Here is a 20571-nt window from a genome sequence, read left to right as displayed (position 1 = left end):
GGGCGGGGTTATCCCTTCACTGCGCCGGCCGTCAGACCCGCGGCCATCTTGCGCTGGACGAGGAGGAAGAGAATCACGATGGGGACGGCCATCATGGTCGATCCGGCCATCATCGGGGCGTACTCGGTGCCGTGCTGGGTGGTGAAGTTGGAGAGCCACACGGTCGCCGTCTGATGATTCTGGCTCATCAGCATGAGGGCGTAGAGGTACTCGTTCCAGGCCTGGATGAAACCGTAGACCGAGGTGGCCACCATGCCGGGGGCGAGCAGCGGGAAGACCACGCGGAGGAAGGCGCCGGTGCGGGTGCAGCCGTCGACCATGGCCGCCTCCTCCAGCTCCTTGGGGACGTTGACGATGAAACCGCGCAGCGTCCACACCGTGAAGGGGAGGATAAAGGTCAGGTACGTGATGATCAGGCCCGAGAGCTTGTCGTACTGACCGAGGTCGTTGAGCAGCAGGAAGACCGGGATGATCATGGCGACGAGCGGGACCATCTGGACCGCGAGGATGCCGATGATGACGATCTTGCGGCCGCGGAAGGCGAACCGGGAGATGGCGAGGGCCGCGAGCAGCCCGACGACGATCCCGATGAGCACCACGACGACCGAGACGATCAGGGACCGGCCGATCGAACCCCAGAAGTCGCCGATCTGGAGCGCCCGCCTGAAGTTGTCGAGCGTGAAGTGCGTGGGGAACAGGTGCGGATCGGGGTCGATCGCTTCCTTGGCGGGCTTGAACGCGGTGTTCAGCATCCAGTAGACCGGGAAGCCCGCGGTGACGAAGACGAGCAGGCCGAGCAGGTTCCAGCCGAGCCTGGTCTTCTTGCGGGTGGGCTTGGCGCGCAGCGCGGCGGGCGCCGTGGCGGTCGAGGCAGCCATCGTTACTCCGTCTTGTCCGTTCGCGATGCTCACTCGACTTCCCCGATCTTGAGCATCTGGCGCATGTACACCGCGATCACACCGAGCAGCAGGAGCACGGTGAGCAGGGCGATCGCGGAGCCCTGCGAGTAGTCGTTGACGACGAAGGCCTTGTCGTACGAGTACGTGGTGAGGAGTTGGTACTCCGGCTCGGGGTGGCCGCCGCGCATCACGAAGACCTGCGGGAAGACACCCATGTCCCAGATCACCGAGAGCGTCGCGAGCATCACGATGATGGGCTTGAGGATCGGCAGCGTGACGTGCCGGAACACGCCCCAGGAGCCGGCGCCGTCGAGCCTGGCGGCCTCTTCCAGCTCCTTGGGGACCTGGGTGAGACCGGCGCTGAGGGTGATGACCACGAACGGCACCGCGCCCCAGACCACGAGCAGCATGATCACGGCGAGGCCCTGGGTGCTGCTGATGAACCAGTTGTGTCCGGTGACATCGACCCCGGGCAACTGGCTGAGCAGCCAGTTCAGCACGCCGTAGTCGCTGTCGAACATCCACTTGAAGATGGTGATCGCGACGACGATGGGCATGCCCCAACTCGCCACCAGGGCAATGTTGATGAGGGTCTTGACCCAGCCCGAGACCCGCTGGAGCAGCAGGGCTATGAACATGCCGATGACCATGGTCAGGACGACCGCGGTGGCGGCGAAGACGACGGTGCGCACGACGACGCGCCAGAACTCGCTGTCGCCGAGGACGTTGGTGAAGTTGTCGAGGCCGACCGACTCGGCGGCCTGGAAGCCCCACAGCTGCGGCTGCCCGAACTTCTCGAAGGACAGGGTGACGAGCCGTACCAGCGGATAACCGAGGACGAGCGCGAGGACGATCAGACAGGGCGCGAGCAGTGCCCAGGGCACCGCCGCTCCTCCGCCCGTGCCGCGCTTCTTCCCCGGCTTGCCGGGATGACCGGATCCAGCACCCGGTAGTGGGTCGCGCCGCGCCGGCGGCACCTTGGCGGTGGTTGTCTCTGCGGCACTCATCGCGCGCTCCTGGTGATCCCTCTCTGGAACTGGCCAGGCAGGGCCCCGTCACCGTGACGGGGCCCTGCCCAAAGGTCACTTGTTGTTGATGACCTTGTCGATCGCGGCGTCCGCGTCCTTCGCGGCGGCCTCGACCGTCTTCTTACCGGTGCCGATGGCCTGGAGCATGTCCTGGAGGATCTTGGCCTTCTCGACCTGGCCCCAGCCCGCCGCCATCGGGACGAACCAGCTGGACTCGGCCGCGGTGGCCGGGACGGCCGTCTTCGGGTCCGACTTCAGCGGTGCGAGGTCCGTCTTGTTGTTGGGCAGGTTGCCCTTGGCGATCAGGCCCTTCTGGCCCTGGGTGCCGGTGAACGCGTTGATCCACTCGGCGGCGAGCGCCTGCGCCTTGGACTTGACCGGGACCGCGAGGTCCGAGCCGCCGAGGAAGACCGGCATGGCCTTGCCGGACGGGGCCGGCATCACGAAGGACTCGATCTTGTCGGCGAGCTTGCCGACCTTGTCGTTCTCCGGCAGGGCGGCGTTGGCGCCCTCCCAGGCCGGGCTGAAGACGAGGAAGGACTTGCCCTGGCCGTAGACGATCGGGCGGTCCGCCTCGTCCTTGGTCTTGTCGCCCTTCATGTACTTGTCGACGACGTTCTTGAACTCGGTGAGGCCCTTGATGGACTCCGGCGAGGACAGGTTGGCCTTGAACTTGTCGCCGTCCTGCTTGGCGATGGAGCCGCCGGCGTCGTACACGAAGGACATGGCCGCGTACCAGTCACGGGTGGGCTGGTACCAGGCGCTGAACTTGTCGCCCTCCTTGGCCTGCACCTTGTCCAGGTCGGCCGTCAGCTCGGCGTAGGTCTTCGGCGTCGCGGTGATGCCCGCGTCCTTGGCGATGTCCTTGCGCCAGGTCGCCGTGCGGCCGCCGGCGTAGTAGGGGACGCCGTAGGTCTTGCCGTTGGACGTGACGGACGCCTTGAGGGCGTCGAGCCAGGTGGCCGAGTTGTCGAACTTCGACGGGTCGACCTCGGCGAAGGCGCCCTTGCCGGTGTAGGACGGCATCTCGGAGTTGCCCATCTCCACGACGTCCGGCGCCTTGTCGGTGGCGAGGACGGCGTCGAGCTTGGCGTTCTTGTCCGGCCAGCCGTAGTACTCGTGGTTGATCTTCAGGCCGGGGTGCTTGGCGACGATCGCGTCGTCCGCCGCCTTCACCAGCTCGGGCCAGTTCTTCTGGGCGTCGACCGTGAGCCAGACCGTCAGCTCCTTGGCGTCGCCCCCCGCGGCGCCGTCCTTCTTGTCACTGCCGCCGCATGCCGCGGCACCGATCATGATGCCCGCGACGCCGATCGCCGCGATGAGCTTGCGCTTCACGCCACTCTCCTCAGGGATGACTGAAACCCCCCGCCCACCGCGATGCCACATACGACGAGTACTGCCCGTGGGGCTGGGATCTGGTCTTTAATGGTTTAGACCAGTACCGGGAGCTTGGCCTAGACCTATTGGGGTGTCAAGAGTCGATAAGAACGCTGAGACCGTCCGTTATCGGACCGACACCTCACCGCCCCGGACGCCCCTCAACTCCGCCCCCACGCGCCCGATCGGCCCCACCGCGGGCCGCCCCGGAGAGCCGGCTGGGCTTTAATGGTTTAGACCAACTTGCACACTTCCCCGCACGTCCGCCGCGCGGCGGTGTATAAGAAGGGCTTGTCGATCGCGTTACCGGACCGACACCCTGACGGAGGGCGACGACCCGTGACCGGTCCGTGCCACCATGTGAGCCGCGACAGACGGAGGAGCCGGTGACGGCAGCAGCGCAGCACTCGGGAAGGCAGACCATGGCCGCCGACGCGGGCGGGAACGAGACGGACGCGGGCGCCGGCGCCCGGACCGCTCGCGTGCCCAAGTACTACCGCCTCAAGCGCCACTTGCTGGAGATGACGGAAACCCTTCCGCCCGGCACCCCGGTGCCGCCCGAGCGGACGCTGGCCACCGAGTTCGACACCTCCCGCACCACCGTGCGCCAGGCCCTCCAGGAACTGGTCGTCGAGGGCCGCCTGGAGCGCATCCAGGGCAAGGGCACCTTCGTCGCCAAGCCCAAGGTCTCCCAGCCGCTCCAACTCTCCTCGTACACCGAGGACATGAGGGCCCAGGGCCTTGAGCCGACCTCCCAGCTCCTGGACATCGGGTACGTCACCGCCGACGACACCCTCGCCGGGCTGCTCGACATCGGCGCGGGCGGCCGGGTCCTGCGCATCGAGCGGCTGCGCCTGGCGAGCGGCGAGCCGATGGCCATCGAGACCACCCACCTGTCCGCCAAGCGCTTCCCGGCGCTGCGCCGCTCCCTGGTGAAGTACACCTCCCTCTACACCGCGCTCGCCGAGGTGTACGGGGTGCATCTCGCGGAGGCCGAGGAGACCATCGAGACCTCGCTCGCCACCCCGCGCGAGGCCGGGCTGCTCGGCACCGACGTGGGCCTGCCGATGCTGATGCTGTCGCGGCACTCGCTCGACGGCCAGGGCGAGCCGGTGGAATGGGTGCGCTCGGTCTACCGCGGCGACCGGTACAAGTTCGTGGCCCGCCTGAAGCGCCCGACCGACTGAGCCACCCGCCAAGCACCGACCCGCCGAGCACCGCGGAAAACGGCCACGCCCCCCGGGGCGTGGCCGTTCGGCGTTCCGGAGCCATCGGCTCCAACTCCAGCCCGTCTCAGGCACGTTGTGCCTGGCAGCAAGGTGCCCGCACGGGCATATCCGCTGCTCGGCGCGGGGCCCGCGGCGCCGGAGGGGGCAGGGGGTGCTGGCACCGTCCTGCCGCGCGGATGTGGCCACCCGTTTTCCGATGACACCCCGCCCGGTGTCGGCCAGTCTTGAACTCGCCAAAGGAAATCCGATCGGCCCGAAACTCCCGCCGAAACCCTCACCAAAAGGTGGTCCTCATGCGTGCCAGATTCCGTTCGATCGCGGCTCTTCTCCTTCCGGTCGCCGCCTCGGTCGCCTGCGTACTGACCGCACAGGGAAACACCTCCGGGCCGGCCCACCAGATCGCCGATCCCGCCGCCACCGCCGTCACCGCCCCCGCGCCCGTTCCGTCCGGTGACTCCGGCGACGGATTCTCCTGGGGCTGACCCATCTATCTCGTCGGCATTTCGATGACCGCCGCTCCCGGGGACGACGCGGAACCCCCGACGAAGTCACAGGTGATCGAAACGCTCCGGCGCATCGACCCGCCCCGGGAACACGACGGGCCGGCCCGTGCGCTCGTCATCGGGCGGTCGATCCGGCTGGCCCTCTACCTCAGGAGTCCGGACGAGAGCGAGGCCGTGAGCCGCGCCCTGGACATCTGCGCCCGACTGCTCACCGCGTCGCCGGAGTTCGCCCGCTTCCACATCACGGACTTCAGGCTCCTCTGACACCGCCGTATCGCCGGCGCCTCAGAAATACGGCACCCGGTATCCCCCGCGCCTCCGTACCCTCCCCGTACTCCGGAAATGGAATCGCCATGCCCAGGGCCCGCCCGAGCGTGTCCGTCATCATCCCCAATTTCAATTACGAGAAGACCCTGCGGGCCTGTCTGGAATCGGTGTTCGCCCAGACCTGCGCGCCGCTCGACGTCATTGTCGTCGACGACGCGAGCACCGACCGGTCACGCGACATCGCACGGGAATTCCCCTGCGTGCTCATCGCCAGTCCGCGCAACGGAGGCGTGTCCGCCGCCCGCAACCTCGGCGCGGCGGCCGCCCGCGGCGAGGTCCTCTTCTTCCTCGACTCCGACACCGCGCTCGCCCCGGACGCCGTGGCGAACGCCGTCGACCAGCTCCAGGCCGACCCCGGGCTCGGCTGTGTGCACGGGGTGCTCGACCCCGAGCCGCTCTTCGACGACGGCCCCGTCGAGCGCTACCACGCCCTGCACGCCCACTTCTGGCGCCGCCGCGGCGCGGGGGAAGTGCGCACCGCGTTCTTCGCGCTCGGCGCGATCTGGAAGCACGTCTTCGAGGAGATCGGGCCGTTCGACGAGAACCTGCGGGATTCCGAGGACGTCGAGTACAGCGGCCGGCTCGTCGAGAAGTACCGCATCCGCATGTCGGAGACCGTCACCGGGCGGCACGACGACGTCGACCGGCTCGGGCCGATGCTGAGCGAGCAGTACCGGCGCTCCCAGCTCCTGGTCGCGGCCGTCGGGCAGATGCGGGCGGGCGGGCTCAGCGCCAACCGGCCGCTCGGCGTGCTCGCCACGGCCCTCGTGCCGCCCACGCTGCCGCTCGGCCTGCTGTCGCCGTGGCTGCTGCTCGTGCCCGCCCTGTGCGTCCTGGTCTTCGCCTGCGCCGACCCGGGGCTCAGCCGGTTCGTCCTGCGCACCAAGGGGCCCGGGTTCCTGCTGTGGTTCACCGGCGTCCACTTCGTACTGCACCTCGCCCTGGTCCTCGGCGCGGCCCGCGGGGTCGTGCGCTGGCTCACCGAACCGGACTTCGGGCCCACCGTGCGCCGCCGGACCCCGGTCCCCGCCGCCGGCCGCAGGTGAGCGACCGCCCCGCGCGTCACGTCCGCCTCCCCACCCGGCGTCCCCCCGCCACCGCCCGTCAGCAACTGGAGCCTGTCCATGGCCACTCTCGGCCCCACGCTCGCCCAGCAGCCGGCCCGCACCCAGCAGGCCCGGCCTCCCGGCCTCCTCCGTGATCTCCTCTCCCTCGTCCGGCCCGGCCAGTGGTCCAAGAACCTGGTGGTGGTGCCGTTCGGACTGCTCGGCGCCCAGCGCCCGGCCGGGCAACTGCTCGGCGGCGCCGCCGCGGCCGTCCTCGCCTTCACCCTCGCGTCCGCGCTCGTCTACCTGGTCAACGACATCAGCGACCGGGACCGGGACCGCAGCCACCCGCAGAAGCGCAACCGCCCCATCGCCGCGGGGCGGGTCGGGGTGGGCACGGCCGTCACCTTCGCCGCGGCGCTGGTCGTGCTGCTCGGTGCGGCAGTCACCGGCTGCGCGCTGCTCGGCGTGACCCCGGTCGCCGCCTGGTGGCCGGTCGTCGCCTACCTCGGCCTCAACGCGGCGTACAGCAGGGGCCTCAAGCACGTGCCGCTGCTCGACGTCTTCATCGTCGCGCTCGGCTTCGTCCTGCGACTCGTCCAGGGCGCGCTCGCCGCGTCCTCGCCCGTGCCGAACTGGCTGGTGCTGTGCGTGTTCTCGCTGTGCCTGATGCTGATCCTGGGCAAGCGGCGCCACGAGATGACCGTGGGCGGCGTGCTGCACCGGCCGGCGCTGCGCGGCTACACGGTCGGCTTCCTCGACCAACTCCTCGGATTCGCGGCCGTGTTGACCGCCATCAGCTATGTGCTCCAGGTGCAGGGCAGCGCGATCTTCGGGCACCACGGCACCGCCGTCGCGATGCTCACGGCGCCGTTCGCCCTGTTCGGGCTCGCCCGCTACCTCCAGCTGCTCATGGTCGACTCGGGCGGCGGCAACCCGTCCCGGGCCCTGTTCCGGGACCGCGTGACGGTGTCCAACGCGCTGCTGTGGTCCGCTCTGGTCGGCGGCTCCGCCCTGTTCGTGCACACCGCGTCATGACGGCCGCCGAACTCGCCCCCGCCGCCCCGCGGGGCCCGCTGCGCCGGGCCGTGCCCGTCCTGTTCCCGCTCGCCGTCGCCACCGGCATCGGCTTCGCCCTGCACGACCGGATCGGCGACCTGGCCGACCTGGTGGTGCGCCCCGGGGCCGTGCCCTATCTGCTCGGCGCGCTCGCCGCCAACGCGGGCGCCGTGCTCCTGTCCATGGCCACCTGGCGCACCCTGCTCGGCGACCTCGGCCCGAGGATTCCGGGCCCGGTCGCCACCCGGATCTTCTTCACGTCCTTCCTCAGCAAGTACCTGCCCGGCGCGGTGTGGGGGGTGCTCGCCCAGGTCAGGATGGGCCGCGCGGTGGGCGTGCCGGGGCCGGTGGTCGTCGCCGTGTTCCTGCTCAACCTGATGGCGGCCGTCCTCACCGGCCTCACCATCGGCCCGGTCGCGGCGCCCTGGACGCTGGGCGGCGACGCCTGGTGGCTGCTGCTCCCGGTCGCGGTCACCCTCGCCTGCGCCGCCCGGCCCGGCCTCATCAACTCCCTTGCCGCGCTGGGTGCCAGGCTCGCCCGGCGCCCCGCACCCACCGCCACCGCGAGCGATGCGGGGATGCGCCGGGCGATGGCCTCGGCGGCCGCGTCCTGGGCGGTGTCCGGGCTGCATCTGTGGGCGCTCGCCGTGATGCTCGGCGCGCCCGCCGCCAAGGCGCTGCCGGTGTGCGTGGGCGGGTTCGCGCTCGCCACCGCCGCCGCGAGCCTGGTGGTCGTCCTGCCGGACGGCTGGGGCGCCCGCGAGGCCGTCCTGATGCTCGCGCTCTCCGCGGTGCTGCCCTGGCAGGCCGCCGCCGCCGCGGCCGTCGCGAGCCGGGTCGTCTGCACCCTGAGCGAGGTCCTGGTCGGCGGGGCCGCGCTGCTCCTCACCCGCACCTCCGGCCGGCCCGCCGCCCTGGCCACGTCCACCTGACCCCCGCCGCCGCCCAGCTCCCTGAACGTCACGAACCTCATGAACCTCCACGAAGAGGGACCGATCACATGCCCCAGCTGTACTCCGTCGACGACTGCGAGTCGCTGACCACCAAGCAGGTCCACGGCCTGTACAAGGACCACGTCAACCGCAGCCAGGTCTCGCTCATGACCTCCTTCGGCTTCGGCCAGGAGCTCGTGGAGCGCGCCGAGGGCGCCTACATCCACCAGCGCGACGGCCGCCGCGTCCTGGACTTCACCGGTGGGGTCGGGGTCCTCAACCACGGCCACAACCACCCCCGCATCCTGGCCGCCCGGCAGCGCTTCCAGGCCGAGCGGCGGATGGAGGTCCACAAGACCTACTTCTCGCCCTACATCGCCGCCCTCGGCCACAACCTGGCCGAGCTGCTGCCCGGCGACCTCACCATGTCGTTCTTCCCCAACTCCGGTGCGGAGGCGGTCGAGGGCGCGGTCAAGCTGGCGTACAAGTACCACGGCGGACGCCGCTCCCGGGTGCTGCGGGCCGACATCAGCTTCCACGGCAAGCTGCTCGGCTCGGGCAGCCTGACCGGGCAGAACCAGTCCACCTTCCAGTTCCCCGGCATCCCCGGCGTCGGCGTCTTCCCGTACGGCGACCTGGCGGCCGTCGAGCGCGAGGTCGCCAAGTCCCGTACGGCGAAAGGGGATTCGGACGTCTACTGCATCCTGATCGAGCCGCTCAGCGCCTCCACCATGAACGTCTGCTCGGAGGAATTCCTGCGCGGACTGCGGGAGTTGTGCACCCGCGAGGACATCGTGCTGCTCTTCGACGAGATCTACACCGGCTGGGGAAAGACCGGCAGCCTCTTCTACTTCATGCGCTACGAGGGTCTGGTCCCGGACATCCTGACCACGTCCAAGTCGTTCGGCGGCGGCAAGTCCTCCATCTCGGCGTTCATCGCCCGGGAGCCGGTCTTCCGCAAGGCGTACGACAACCTCACGGACGCCCTGCTCCAGTCGACGAGCACCACCTACTACGGCTTCGGCGAAGAGGCGGTCACCGCCATCGAGGCGGTCAACATCGCCGTCGAGGACGACTATCCGGCCCGGGCCCGGGCCATCGAGCGCATCCTCGGGCCCGGCCTGGAACGCATCGCCAAGGAGCACCCGGACACGGTGTCCGAGGTGCGCGGCGCGGGCGCGCTGCACGGGGTGTTCCTGCACAAGGGACCCAAGGTCCTGGAGCTGGCGACCAAGCTGGTGCCGGGCGCGATGACCAAGGACCCGCGCTTCCGCACCAAGCTGATCACCTCCTCGGTGGTGAACGCGCTCTACCGCGACCACGGCATCTACGCCTACTACACCCTCAACGGCGACAACCCGCTGATGGCGGCCCCCTCGCTGATCACCGAGGACCACGAGGTCGAGTACTTCCTGGAGTCCCTGGACGCCACCCTCGCGCAGGGCCTGCCGCGTCTGCTCACCCGTTTCGTCAAGGAGAAGGTGTCGTCGCTGTGGTGACCAGGACAGTCGTGACCGGCGGTGCCGGGATGCTCGGTTCGACGCTCGTACGCCGGCTGCTCGCCGACGGGCACGAGGTGCACTGTGTAGACCTGCGGGCGCCGGCCACTCCGCACGACCGCCTCACCCACACGGTCACGGACGTACGGGACGCCGTCGCCATGAAGCGCGCGACGGCCGATGCGGACGTGGTGGTGCACTGCGCGGCCGCGCTGCCCAGCTACCCGGCAGAGCAGATCCGCTCGGTGATAGTCGGCGGCACCGAGTCGGTGCTCGGCGCGGCCGAGGCCAACGGCGTACCGCGCTTCGTGCACATATCGTCGACGGCCGTGTACGGGCTCCCCAAGGTGGTGCCCACCCCCGAGGACTATCCGCGCGAACCGGTCGACACCTACAGCGCGGCCAAGGCGGAGGCCGAGGAGGTGGCCGAGCGGTTCCGGGGCCGGGAGATGTGTCTGCCGATCCTGCGGCCCAAGACCTTCCTCGGGCCCGGCCGCATGGGCCTGTTCGCGATGCTCTTCGAATGGGCCGAGGAGGGACGACACTTCCCCGTCCTCGGCAAGGGCGACGTCCGCATCCAGATGTTCGACGTGGACGACCTGGTGGACGCGGTCGTCACCGCGATGGAGGCGCCGGCCGAGCGCGCGGACGGCACCTTCAACCTGGGCGCCACGCGATTCGGCACCCTGCGGGAGGACTTCCAGGCCGTGCTCGACGCGGCCGGGCACGGCAAGCGGGTCCGCTCGCTGCCCGCCAGGCCCGCGCTCGCCACGCTCAACGCACTCCAGCGCACCCGGCTCTCCCCGGTCTACGGGCGCCTGCTGCACAAGCTGCTCGACGACTCGTACGTGAGCACCGAGCGGGCCCGCGAGCAGCTCGGCTTCAGCCCGCGCCACTCCAACCAGGACGCCATCCTGCGCACCTACGCCTGGTGGCGGGAGCAGCGGCGGACGAAGCGCGCCCCGGCCAAGGGGCAGGGCGTCACCAGTGTCGAACCGTGGCGGCAGGGAGCCCTCTCCCTGGCCAAGGTGCTGTTCTAAACGATCCGAGGAGTAACGACCGTGTCCAGCGACCACCAGCCCTTGGTCTCCGTCATCATCCCCAACTACAACTACGGCCGCTCGATCGGCCTGTGCGTGGAAGCCGCGCAGAACCAGACGTACCCGCACACCGAGATCATCGTCATCGACGACTGCAGCACCGACGACTCCGCCTCGATCGCCGCCGCCCTCGGCGCCCGGGTGGTGAGCACCGGCCGCAACAGCGGGGTCGCGGTGGCCCGCAACCTCGGGGCGGAGCTCGCCCGGGGCGAGGTGCTCGTGTTCCTCGACTCCGACGTGGCGATGCACCCGGACGCCGTCGAGCGCTCGGTCGCCCTGCTCGCCGATGGCCTCGACGGCGTCAAGTACGGTGCGGTGTGCGGGACTTACGAGCCCGAGCCGCTGATCCGGGACAGCCTGATCGAGGAGTACCGCTCGCTCCAGCAGTACTACCTGCTGCTGAGGTCCGAGGGTGTCATCGACACCGTGCACACCGCGATCCTGGCGATACCGCGCGCGGTCTACGACGAGGTCGGCCCGTTCAACCCGCTGCTGCGGCACACCGAGGACCAGGACTACGGGCGCCGGATCTCGGAGCACCACAAGGTGCTCAGCTCCCTTGAGGTGCGCGGCCGGCACGACCACGACGACACCGTGCGGATCGTCCTGGACAAGGTGTTCAGCCGCGCCCGGCTCGCGGTGCCGCTGATCCTGAGCCGCCGTGCCCTTCAGGGCGGCTTCGTGACCGGTCCGCGCGCGGGCGCCAGCCTCGCGGCGCCGCTCGCGGTGGCCGCCCTGGCCGCGCCGCCGCTGTGGGGCGCGGTGTGGTTCTGGCTCCCGGCGGCCCTGTTCGCCCTGTCCGTCCTGGGCGATCTCGACATGTACCGGGTGGTCCGCGGACACCGGGGGCGCCTCTTCCTCGGATACTTCGTGGCCGTCAACTTCCTGGTGAACCTGACGGTGTTCGCCGCCATCGGGGTGGCGGGGGTGCAGTGGTTGTTCTCGTCCCGCTTCCGGCGGCTCTACGCGCCCCGGCCCCGGCCGTCGCAGAGCGCGGCACTCGGCTCGGCGGTCGGTGTTCCCGGTGTCTGACCTGCGGACCGCGTCCGCCGAACCCCTCACCGGGCCGGCCCCCGCCGGCGCCGCACCCGTCCGGCAGGCCCGGCGCCGGGCGGGGCGCCTGGTCTGCTGGGCGGCGCTCGGCTGGCTGGTGTACCTGGTGCTGGAGTGGTGCGTCGACGGCCGGTACTGGTTCGGTGAACTGGCCGGTGCCGTACCCCCCTTCCTGTTCGTGCTGCTGCCGCTGCTGCTCGCCGCGCTGATCCCGCTGGCGCGCGGCGCCGACCGGTGGCGTACGGGGGCGGCGGTGGCCGTGGCCCTCGTGGTCGGTACGGGCCAGTCGGGGATCAACTTCGGTGCCCTGTGGTCCCCGGACCACGAGCCCGGCCCGGACTCGGTGCGCGTGGTCGCCTGGAACACCAACTCGTGGAACCAACTCCTGGGCACTCAGGACCACTTCTACGCCTTCCTGAAGTCGAAGAAGGCGGATGTGTACCTGCTGCATGAGTACCAGCACCTGACCCCGGACCGCGAGAACCGGCAGCCCGTCGACGATCTCGCACGGCTGCACGCGGAGTTCCCCGGGTACGAGGTCGCCGTCCAGGGCGAGCTGGTCACCGTCTCCCGCTTCCCCGTCGTGGCGAAGCCCGCGGTCGGGCCGGCTCGCGCCATCGCGCCGGACGCCGACTGGGACACGCGCTACCGGCAGGCCAAGGTGCTGCGCACCGATCTGCTGGTCAAGGGCCGGACGGTGTCGTTCTACAACCTGCACATGCCGGTCTGGAACAGCATGACCGACGGCCCGCTCTCGGGCGCCTTCTACCGCCACATGCGGGAGGGCTTCGCCCCCCGCGAGGAGCAGTACGCCGGTCTTGAGGACGATGTGGCCCACAACCCCAACCCGGTCGTGGTGGCCGGGGACTTCAACACCACGGCCGCCATGTCGGAGCTCGACGGGATGCGGTCACGGCTCACCGACGCGGTGGGCGCGAGCGACGACCTCTACCCGACGAGCTGGGAGGAGGGCGGCTGGAAGCCCTTCTGGCGTACGGACTGGGCGTTCACCGGCCATGGCGTGACGGCGGACAAGTACGCCTTCGACCCGCCGGAGAAGCTGTCCGACCACGCGGTGCAGGACCTCTGGGTGACCGTGCCGCCGCCGCCGGGTCCCACGGACGCGTCACCGGCGGGGCCGGCCCGGCCGAAGGCGGCATCGGGCCCCCCGAACACGTCACAGACCAAGAGCGAAAGGTAAGTCCACCGTGTCCCCCGCTACCGCCGTCGCCCTCTGCGCCCTCGCGTGGGCCGTCTTCCTCGGCGCGCATCTGGCCCTCAACGGCCGCTGGTGGCCCTGGCTGGCCGTGTCCCTGCTGCCCCCGCCGCTCTTCGCCGCCGCCCCGCTCGCCCTGCTCCTCGCGGCGGCGGCCTCGGGAAGCGTGCCCGGGGCGGTGCTCGCGGCCGGGTGCCTGCTCGCCGGGTGGCGGCAGAGCGGCGTCAACCCGTCCGCTGTGCGGCGCGGTTCGGCGGGGCGGGCGGGGATCCGGGTGGTGTCGTGGAACACCCAGCACTGGAACCAGGGCCGCGAACCCGACCGGTTCTACGCCTTCCTGCACTCGCTGCCCGCCGATGTCTACCTGCTCCAGGAGTACCTGAACGGGTTCGAGGGCGGCGAGGTGTGGGACATCGACGACGAGGAGCGGCTGCGGCGGGAGTTCCCCGGCCACCACCTGTCGGTCGACAACAACTCGGTGACCCTGTCCCGGTTCCCGCCAGCCGGTCCCCCCGTGCCGGTCGGCGCCTGTTCGCTGCGGGTCGATGTACGCACCCCGGACGGCATCCTGTCCACGTACAACGTGCACATCCCCGTGCAGCTCACGGTGATGAACCCGCTGAGCCGGGCGTTCTTCGCGGACATGCGGCGCCGGCACGAGGCGCGGCGGCGCGAGTACGACGCGCTGGTCGCCGATCTGCGCGCCAACCCCCATCCGTTCCTGGTCTCCGGGGACTTCAACACCAGCGCGGCGATCGGCGACATCCGCCGGATGCCGAGGACCGCGCACGACGCCATCGGGGCCAACCGCTCGCTCTTTCCGGTGAGTTGGCATGCTCGATGGAGACTGCGGCTCTGGCGCATCGACTGGGTGTTCACCAGCACCGGGGTCCGCGCCGAGCAGTACGCGTTCCGTGACCCGGGCGGTCTCTCCGACCACCTGGCGCAGGACGTCACGATCACCACCACCGCTATCGAGGAGATGAACCGTTGATGCAGTACCGACAGCTGGGCGGCAAGGACGGCCTGCGGGTGAGCACCCTGTGCCTGGGCACCCTCCCCTTCGGCACCCGGATCGACGAGGCGACCGCCTTCTCCGTCCTGGACCGCTTCTACGAGGCGGGCGGCACCTTCCTGGACACCGCGAACACGTACGCCTTCTGGGAGCCGGGCGCGACCGGTGCCGAGAGCGAGCTGGTCATCGGAAAGTGGCTGGCCAGCCGGGGCGTCCGGGACGAGATCGTCCTGGCCACCAAGGTCGGCGCACTGCCCGAGCCGCTGGACGCGCCGTGGCCGGAGGCCGCCGAGGGCCTGTCCGCGCCGGTGCTGCGCCGCCAGGTGGAGGCCAGCCTGCGCAATCTGGGCACCGACCGGATCGACCTCTACTACGCGCACATCGACGACCGGAAGACGCCGGTCGAGGAGACGATGGGCGCCTTCGCGGACCTCGCCGACGCGGGGAAGATCTCGCTCTCCGGGTGCAGCAATTTCGCGGCCTGGCGCATCGAGGAGTCGCGCGCCGCCGCCGAGCGGGCGGGCGGTCCGGCCCATGCGGCGGTGCAGCAGCGCTACACCTACCTCCAGCCGCGCCCCGGCGCCGAGTTCGGGGTGAACCCGCACGCCTCCGAGGAACTCCTCGACCATCTGGCCGCCCGGCCGGAGCTGACCTTCGTCGCCTACACCACCCAGCTGACCGGGGCCTACAACAACCCCGCGAAGGAGATCCCCGAGCAGTACCGGCACGCCGGTTCCGCCCGGCGGCTCGCGGTGCTCGGCGAGGTAGCCAAGGAGCTCGGGGCGACTCCCGGGCAGGTCGTGCTCGCCTGGGCGCTCGGCGGGCGGCTGCCCGTCCTGCCGGTGATCGGGGCGAGTTCGGTGGGTCAGCTGGAGGAGTCCCTGGACGCGGTGGACCTGGTCCTGGCCGACGAGGTGAGGGCCCGACTGGACGCGGCGGGTGTCGATGCGGCGAGTTTCGACCGTGCGGGGTTCGACACCGCGAGGCCCGATGCGGCGGGGTTCGATGCGGCGGGTTGAGCGGTACGCCGTCGGTCTCGTCCGCCGCTCCGTCGGTCATCGCAGGCTCGTGTGCCTGCTGTGGCTGGCGGTGCTCCTGGCGGGCGGGGCCGCGACGGCGGCGAACCTCGGGCGCCTGGACCAGAGCTTCACGGCCTCCGGCCAGGACGGCTCCCGGGCCAACGCGGCGATCACCGAGCGGTACGGGGCCGGCGCGGGCGTCGCCCCGCTGGTGGCCGTGGTCACCTGGCCGGCCGGCACCAGCGGCCGTTCGGCCGGCGCGGTGGCGAGTCTGAAGTCCGGCCTCACCGCCGCGACGGCACCCGGCACCCGGGTCCTCTCGTACGCCGACACCGGCGACGCGGCGTTCCTCTCGCCCGACGGCCGCACCACGTACGCCCTGGTCTATCCCCGCTCCGGCAAGCCGGACCTGGCCGGGCTCTCCGCCGTGCGGGATGCCACCGAGCGGCTGCGCACGGGGCTGCGTGCGGCGCTGCCCCAAGCGCGGGTGGAGGTGACGGGCGTGCTGCCGCTGCAAGAGGACAGCGCCGCCTCCCGGCCGGGCCTGCTGCTCCAACTGGCCAGGACGGCCTGCGCGTTGGCGGCCGGCCTGCTGCTTCTGCGGACCTTCCGGCCGCTGCTCTCGCTCCTCCCGCTCGTCCTGACGGCCGTGTCGTCGGTGGCCGCTCTCACCGTGGTCGTCGCGCTCGCGGGCTCCATGGAGCTGAGCTTCTTCGTGGTGTACCTGATCCCGGTCACGGCCCTCGCGCTCTCGGTGCGGCGCTCGGCGACCCTGGTGACGGCCTGGCGCGCGGAACTCTCCCACGGCCGCGACACCCGGCTCGCCCCACTGCTGGCCGGATCCGTGCTGGCGGGCCCCGCGACGGCCGGCGCGCTGGCCGGGGCGGCGGCCCTGGCGGGACTCGCCCTGTTCCCCGCCCCCTTCCTGCGCTCGGTCGGCATCGCGGGGGCCACGGTCTGCCTCACCACCACGCTGGCCACCCTGACGCTGGGCCCGGCGCTCCTGTCGTGGGCACCCGGCCGGCCCCGGGAGCAGCGGACGGGCAGACGGGCTCGGCTCCAACTGGCTGTCTACGCCGGGAGGTTGGACGCCACGGCCGCACTTCCCCACGCACCGCGCCTGCTTGCCGTCACCGCCCTTGTCGCCGTCGCCCTCCTCACCGGCACGGCCGGGTTCCTGACGGCAGGGAATCCCCGGGCCGAGGCGCTGGTGCGCGGCGGCCCGGCCCGGGACGGGCTCGACCAGCTGACCGCCGCCGGGTTCCCGGCCGGCGTCCTCAACCCCCTTGAGGTGCTTGTCCCTTCGGGTGTCGATCCCGCCGGGGTGGCGTCGAGGGCGGCCCGGGTTCCCGGAGTCGTGACGGCCGCCGCACCCGATGCCGCCGCGTGGCACCGCGGGGGAACCGCGCTGATCGCCGTGGTCCCGTCCGGCGAGCCCATGACCGGCTCCGGGCGCCGCGCGATGACGGACCTACGGTCCGCGCCGGCCGGCACGGGGACGCGGATCGGCGGCTCGGGGATGCCCGAACTCGACCTGGTCCAGGGCGTGTACCGCCTGGTTCCGTTCTCCCTCGCGGTCATGGCCCTGCTCGGCTTCGCCGTGGCCGCCCGGCTGCGGTCCGCCGGGGCGGCCGTGCGGGCGGTGGTGTGCGCTCTGGTGTCGGCGCTCGCGGTGAACGGACTCCTGGTGCTCGTCTGGCAGTACGGTCCCGTCGCCCGGCTGCTCGGCGGGGTCGCGGCGACGGGGGCGGTGACCGGGTGGATTCCGCTGGTGGCGGGTGCCCTGGCGTTCCTCGACGCGCTGGACCGGTCCGTGACGTCCGGCGCGGGACCCCGCGTCCGGGCCGGCCTCGGCCCGGTGACGGCCCTGTCACTTTTGGCCATCGGGCTCGGGCCGCAAGTGGAACTGGCCATTCTGGCCACGGGACTTGGCGGAGCCGTGCTGCTGAGCACTGTGCTGCTCCGGGCCCTCGCGGCGCTGCCCGCAAGGCCACGTCCACACGGAGGCGAACGGTCCGCGGAACCCGTCGCCGGTGCCCTTCCGGCCATCCCGGCGTCACCTTATTGGTCTAGACCTAGATTGCCGCTCGGCCATACGATCCCCCTGGCCGAACCGTCGGACCACGCGCAGTGACATCACGGCATACGCGAACCTGGGGGAACCCGCATGCTAGAGGCACTCGGAATCCAGCAGTCCACCGAAACCGTCTACCGGCTCCTGCTTGAGCAACCCACGTATGGCATACCGGAGTTGGCCGGGCAGCTGGGGTGGTCCGAGAGCGAGGTCCGGTCGGCCCTCGCCCAGCTCGCCGATCTGCGGCTCGTCCTCATGGACGACGCCTCGCAGCCGGTCGCCCCGTTCAACCCGGACGTCGGCTTCGCGTTCCTGCTGTCGCGGGCCGAGGCCGAACTGACCAAGCGCAGACGCCAGGTCGAGGTGGCCCAGCAGGCGGTGGCCGCGATCCTCGCCAAGTTCAGCGAGCGCGGCACCTTCCGGCACGACGTGGTCGACCGCATCCAAGGAGTGGACGCGGTGCGCGAACGCCTGGAGGACCTGGCCTCCAGCGCCCGCGCCGAGTGCCTCTCGCTGCTGCCCGGCGGCGCCCAACTGCCCGACACCATGGACGCGAGCCAGCCCCTGGACCAGTTGGCCCTCGAACGCGGAGTGCGGATCCGCAGCATCTACCAGGAGAGCTTCCGCAACGACGCGCCCACCCTGGAATACGTGCGCTGGTACTGCGATCTGGGCGGCGAGGCGCGTACGGTGCCCATCGTCCCGATGCTCATGGTGATCGTGGACCGCAGCGCCGCCCTGGTCCCGGTGGACCCGGAGGATGCCCGGGCCGGCGCGCTGGAGGTGCGCAGCCGGGGACTGGTCAACGCACTGGTCGTCCTGTTCGACCATCTGTGGGAGTCGGGCACCCCGTTCGGGGAGGCCCCGCGCCGCAACGAGCACGATCTCTCGCCCCAGGAAAGGGAGTTGCTCCTGCTGCTCGGCATCGGCTGCACCGACGACATCGCCGCCCGGCGGCTCGGGGTGTCGCTGCGGACCGTACGCCGGATGAGCTCGGAGCTCATGTCCCGCCTGGGTGCCCGCAGCCGCTTCGAGGCGGGCGTCCGGGCGGCCAAGGAGGGCTGGCTCTGACACTCCGTCAGGTCAGGACGAACGCGCTCGCACCCCGTCCGGATTCCGGACGGGGGTTCCCTTGGCCGGGTCTCTCCCCTAGATTTCCTGCGCATTGCCAAGTGATCCGCAATGCCGAGAGATCCACCGCGCAGGTGATCGTGAGGGGACGGAACCACCCATGCCGGAATCGACGGAAGTGAAGAGACCGGTGATCACGCCCTTGCGCGTGGTCATCGCGCTCTGCCTGATCGCGCCCTTCGTGGCCATGCTGTGGGTGAGTTCGTACGCCAAGACGGATCCCGCGCTCGGCGGCATCCCGTTCTTCTACTGGTACCAGATGCTCTGGGTGCTGATCTCGACGGCGCTCACGATGATCGCGTACAAGCTGTGGCAGCACGATCAGCGTTCGCGCACCGCGTCCGCCTCCGGCACCTCCGACGACACCAAGGGGGGTGCGTCCCAGTGAAGGACGGCGTGAACGGCGTCGCACTCGGCGTCTTCATCTTCTTCTTCCTGGCCGTCACGGTCATCGGCTTCATGGCCGCCCGCTGGCGCAAGGCCGAGAACGAGGCGAGCCTGGACGAATGGGGCCTGGGCGGGCGGTCGTTCGGCACCTGGGTCACCTGGTTCCTGCTCGGCGGCGACCTCTACACCGCGTACACCTTCGTGGCGGTGCCCGCGGCGATCTACGCGGCGGGCGCGGCCGGGTTCTTCGCGGTGCCCTACACGATCCTCGTGTACCCGCTGATCTTCACCTTCCTGCCGCGCCTGTGGTCGGTGTCGCACAAGCACGGCTATGTCACCACCTCGGACTTCGTGCGCGGCCGGTTCGGCTCCAAGGGTCTCTCGCTCGCGGTCGCGATCACCGGAATCCTCGCGACGATGCCGTACATCGCGCTCCAACTGGTCGGTATCCAGGCCGTGTTGGACGTCATGGGCGTGGGCGGCGAGTCCGGCAACTGGTTCGTCAAGGACCTGCCGCTGCTCATCGCGTTCGCGGTGCTCGCCGCGTACACCTACTCCTCGGGCCTGCGCGCCCCCGCACTGATCGCGTTCGTGAAGGACGGCCTGATCTACCTCGTCATCGCGGTGGCGATCATCTACATCCCGATCAAGCTGGGCGGCTTCGACGCGATCTTCAGCGCCGCGCAGCACAAGTTCGCGGGTCCGCCCGGCGGCAAACCTACGGGGGCCCTCGCACCGGGAGCGTCGAGCCAGTGGACGTACGCCACGCTCGCGCTCGGCTCGGCCCTCGCACTGTTCATGTACCCGCACTCGATCACGGCGACGCTGTCCTCGCGCAGCCGCAACGTGATCCGCCGCAACACCACGATCCTGCCGCTGTACTCCCTGATGCTGGGGCTGCTCGCGCTGCTCGGCTTCATGGCGATCGCGGCGGGCGTCAAGGTGAGCAACGGCCAGCTGGCCATCCCGCAGCTCTTCGAGGACATGTTCCCGGACTGGTTCGCGGGCGTCGCCTTCGCGGCGATCGGCATCGGCGCGCTGGTCCCGGCGGCGATCATGTCGATCGCGGCCGCGAACCTTTTCACCCGCAACATCTACAAGGACTTCCTCAAGCCGGACGCGTCGCCCGCGCAGGAGGCCAAGGTCTCCAAGCTGGTCTCGCTCGTGGTGAAGGTCGGCGCGCTGGTCTTCGTCCTGACCATGGACAAGACGGTCGCGATCAACTTCCAGCTCCTCGGCGGCATCTGGATCCTGCAGACCTTCCCGGCCCTGGTCGGCGGCTTGTTCACCCGCTGGTTCCACCGCTGGGCGCTGCTCGCCGGCTGGGCGGTCGGCATGGTCTACGGCACGCTCGCCGCGTACGGGGTGGCCTCGCCCACCCAGAAGCACTTCGGCGGCTCCTCCAAGGAGATCCCCGGCATCGGCGAGATCGGCTACATCGGCCTGACGGCCTTCGTGATGAACGTCGTCGTCACGGTGGTCCTGACCTTCGTCCTGCGCGCCGTGAAGGCCCCCGACGGCATCGACGAGACGTCCCCCGCCGACTACACGGCGGATGCCGGCGACCCGGGCGTCGCCGTCGAGCTCCCCCCGGCGACAGCGGGCTCGGCCCACTGATCCCGGGCCGCAGCCAGTACGGCCAAGGGCCGCCGCATCCACCAGGGTGCGGCGGCCCTT

At 70.8% G+C, this 20571-nt stretch carries 19 protein-coding genes; 16 read left to right on the top strand and 3 right to left on the bottom strand.

The window, feature by feature from the left end; genetic code table 11:
• Positions 1-8: 8 nt before the first annotated feature.
• The 3 genes from ACFYNP_RS18925 to ACFYNP_RS18915 all read right to left on the bottom strand — a co-directional run bounded on the left by ACFYNP_RS18925 (position 9) and on the right by ACFYNP_RS18915 (position 3262).
• Entirely contained in the window at positions 9-878 is an 870-nt protein-coding gene (locus ACFYNP_RS18925) for a carbohydrate ABC transporter permease (protein ID WP_388786566.1), read from the bottom strand.
• Positions 879-907: 29 nt separating this feature from the next.
• A complete protein-coding gene (locus tag ACFYNP_RS18920) occupies positions 908-1906 on the bottom strand; it encodes a carbohydrate ABC transporter permease (RefSeq protein WP_388406700.1) in 999 nt (332 codons plus the stop codon).
• 75 nt (positions 1907-1981) lie between these two features.
• Entirely contained in the window at positions 1982-3262 is a 1281-nt protein-coding gene (locus ACFYNP_RS18915) for an extracellular solute-binding protein (RefSeq protein WP_388786564.1), read from the bottom strand.
• Positions 3263-3726: 464 nt separating this feature from the next.
• Here ACFYNP_RS18915 and ACFYNP_RS18910 point away from each other — a divergent pair, with 464 nt between their 5' ends.
• The 16 genes from ACFYNP_RS18910 to mctP all read left to right on the top strand — a co-directional run bounded on the left by ACFYNP_RS18910 (position 3727) and on the right by mctP (position 20511).
• Positions 3727-4491, top strand: coding sequence for a GntR family transcriptional regulator (locus ACFYNP_RS18910; RefSeq protein ID WP_388407024.1), 765 nt, complete (start codon positions 3727-3729; stop codon positions 4489-4491).
• 335 nt (positions 4492-4826) lie between these two features.
• On the top strand, positions 4827-5015 hold the full coding sequence (locus ACFYNP_RS18905) for a hypothetical protein (RefSeq protein WP_388406694.1): 189 nt from the start codon (positions 4827-4829) through the stop codon (positions 5013-5015).
• 72 nt (positions 5016-5087) lie between these two features.
• Positions 5088-5300 carry a hypothetical protein gene (locus ACFYNP_RS18900; RefSeq protein ID WP_388786561.1) on the top strand — a complete coding sequence of 71 codons (213 nt, stop codon included), beginning with the start codon at positions 5088-5090 and terminating at the stop codon, positions 5298-5300.
• Positions 5301-5389: 89 nt separating this feature from the next.
• Positions 5390-6409, top strand: coding sequence for a glycosyltransferase family 2 protein (locus tag ACFYNP_RS18895; RefSeq protein ID WP_388786559.1), 1020 nt, complete (start codon positions 5390-5392; stop codon positions 6407-6409).
• Positions 6410-6487: 78 nt separating this feature from the next.
• Positions 6488-7447, top strand: coding sequence for a UbiA prenyltransferase family protein (locus ACFYNP_RS18890; protein ID WP_388406685.1), 960 nt, complete (start codon positions 6488-6490; stop codon positions 7445-7447).
• Positions 7444-8400, top strand: a complete 957-nt coding sequence (locus tag ACFYNP_RS18885) for a lysylphosphatidylglycerol synthase domain-containing protein (RefSeq protein WP_388786556.1) — start codon at positions 7444-7446, stop codon at positions 8398-8400. The genes ACFYNP_RS18890 and ACFYNP_RS18885 overlap by 4 nt, the downstream gene beginning before the upstream one ends.
• Positions 8401-8468: 68 nt before the next feature.
• Positions 8469-9899: an aspartate aminotransferase family protein gene (locus tag ACFYNP_RS18880; RefSeq protein ID WP_388406679.1), complete on the top strand. Its 1431-nt coding sequence runs from the start codon at positions 8469-8471 to the stop codon at positions 9897-9899.
• Positions 9893-10939 (top strand): NAD-dependent epimerase/dehydratase family protein, encoded by a 1047-nt coding sequence (locus ACFYNP_RS18875; RefSeq protein WP_388786553.1) that lies wholly within the window; start codon positions 9893-9895, stop codon positions 10937-10939. Before ACFYNP_RS18880 ends, ACFYNP_RS18875 begins: the two co-directional genes overlap by 7 nt.
• A gap of 21 nt (positions 10940-10960) precedes the next feature.
• Positions 10961-12031, top strand: a complete 1071-nt coding sequence (locus ACFYNP_RS18870) for a glycosyltransferase family 2 protein (protein WP_388786550.1) — start codon at positions 10961-10963, stop codon at positions 12029-12031.
• Entirely contained in the window at positions 12024-13253 is a 1230-nt protein-coding gene (locus ACFYNP_RS18865) for an endonuclease/exonuclease/phosphatase family protein (RefSeq protein WP_388786548.1), read from the top strand. Before ACFYNP_RS18870 ends, ACFYNP_RS18865 begins: the two co-directional genes overlap by 8 nt.
• A gap of 7 nt (positions 13254-13260) precedes the next feature.
• The gene (locus tag ACFYNP_RS18860; protein WP_388786546.1) at positions 13261-14262 is read left to right on the top strand and encodes an endonuclease/exonuclease/phosphatase family protein; all 1002 of its coding nucleotides are present in this window, start codon (positions 13261-13263) and stop codon (positions 14260-14262) included.
• Positions 14262-15302: an aldo/keto reductase gene (locus ACFYNP_RS18855; protein WP_388786543.1), complete on the top strand. Its 1041-nt coding sequence runs from the start codon at positions 14262-14264 to the stop codon at positions 15300-15302. The genes ACFYNP_RS18860 and ACFYNP_RS18855 overlap by 1 nt, the downstream gene beginning before the upstream one ends.
• A complete protein-coding gene (locus ACFYNP_RS18850) occupies positions 15289-17436 on the top strand; it encodes an MMPL family transporter (protein ID WP_388786540.1) in 2148 nt (715 codons plus the stop codon). Before ACFYNP_RS18855 ends, ACFYNP_RS18850 begins: the two co-directional genes overlap by 14 nt.
• A 33-nt stretch (positions 17437-17469) precedes the next feature.
• On the top strand, positions 17470-18447 hold the full coding sequence (locus ACFYNP_RS18845) for a LuxR C-terminal-related transcriptional regulator (RefSeq protein ID WP_388406659.1): 978 nt from the start codon (positions 17470-17472) through the stop codon (positions 18445-18447).
• 160 nt (positions 18448-18607) lie between these two features.
• Entirely contained in the window at positions 18608-18895 is a 288-nt protein-coding gene (locus ACFYNP_RS18840; RefSeq protein ID WP_388406656.1) for a DUF3311 domain-containing protein, read from the top strand.
• The gene (mctP, locus tag ACFYNP_RS18835; RefSeq protein WP_388406653.1) at positions 18892-20511 is read left to right on the top strand and encodes a monocarboxylate uptake permease MctP; all 1620 of its coding nucleotides are present in this window, start codon (positions 18892-18894) and stop codon (positions 20509-20511) included. Before ACFYNP_RS18840 ends, mctP begins: the two co-directional genes overlap by 4 nt.
• Positions 20512-20571: the final 60 nt, after the last annotated feature.

It is taken from the genome of Streptomyces sp. NPDC006691, assembly GCF_042869955.1.
Taxonomy (GTDB): Bacteria; Actinomycetota; Actinomycetes; order Streptomycetales; family Streptomycetaceae; genus Streptomyces.
This window is presented reverse-complemented; position numbering and strand designations above follow the sequence as displayed.

What these genes read in the sequence shown, in the direction of transcription:
- ACFYNP_RS18925 (WP_388786566.1), bottom strand. Translation starts at nt 878, where the DNA reads ATGGCTGCCTCGACCGCCACGGCGCCCGCCGCGCTGCGCGCCAAGCCC.
- ACFYNP_RS18920 (WP_388406700.1), bottom strand. Translation starts at nt 1,906, where the DNA reads ATGAGTGCCGCAGAGACAACCACCGCCAAGGTGCCGCCGGCGCGGCGC.
- ACFYNP_RS18910 (WP_388407024.1), top strand. Translation starts at nt 3,727, where the DNA reads ATGGCCGCCGACGCGGGCGGGAACGAGACGGACGCGGGCGCCGGCGCC.
- ACFYNP_RS18905 (WP_388406694.1), top strand. Translation starts at nt 4,827, where the DNA reads ATGCGTGCCAGATTCCGTTCGATCGCGGCTCTTCTCCTTCCGGTCGCC.
- ACFYNP_RS18895 (WP_388786559.1), top strand. Translation starts at nt 5,390, where the DNA reads ATGCCCAGGGCCCGCCCGAGCGTGTCCGTCATCATCCCCAATTTCAAT.
- ACFYNP_RS18890 (WP_388406685.1), top strand. Translation starts at nt 6,488, where the DNA reads ATGGCCACTCTCGGCCCCACGCTCGCCCAGCAGCCGGCCCGCACCCAG.
- ACFYNP_RS18885 (WP_388786556.1), top strand. Translation starts at nt 7,444, where the DNA reads ATGACGGCCGCCGAACTCGCCCCCGCCGCCCCGCGGGGCCCGCTGCGC.
- ACFYNP_RS18880 (WP_388406679.1), top strand. Translation starts at nt 8,469, where the DNA reads ATGCCCCAGCTGTACTCCGTCGACGACTGCGAGTCGCTGACCACCAAG.
- ACFYNP_RS18855 (WP_388786543.1), top strand. Translation starts at nt 14,262, where the DNA reads ATGCAGTACCGACAGCTGGGCGGCAAGGACGGCCTGCGGGTGAGCACC.
- ACFYNP_RS18850 (WP_388786540.1), top strand. Translation starts at nt 15,289, where the DNA reads ATGCGGCGGGTTGAGCGGTACGCCGTCGGTCTCGTCCGCCGCTCCGTC.
- ACFYNP_RS18845 (WP_388406659.1), top strand. Translation starts at nt 17,470, where the DNA reads ATGCTAGAGGCACTCGGAATCCAGCAGTCCACCGAAACCGTCTACCGG.
- ACFYNP_RS18840 (WP_388406656.1), top strand. Translation starts at nt 18,608, where the DNA reads ATGCCGGAATCGACGGAAGTGAAGAGACCGGTGATCACGCCCTTGCGC.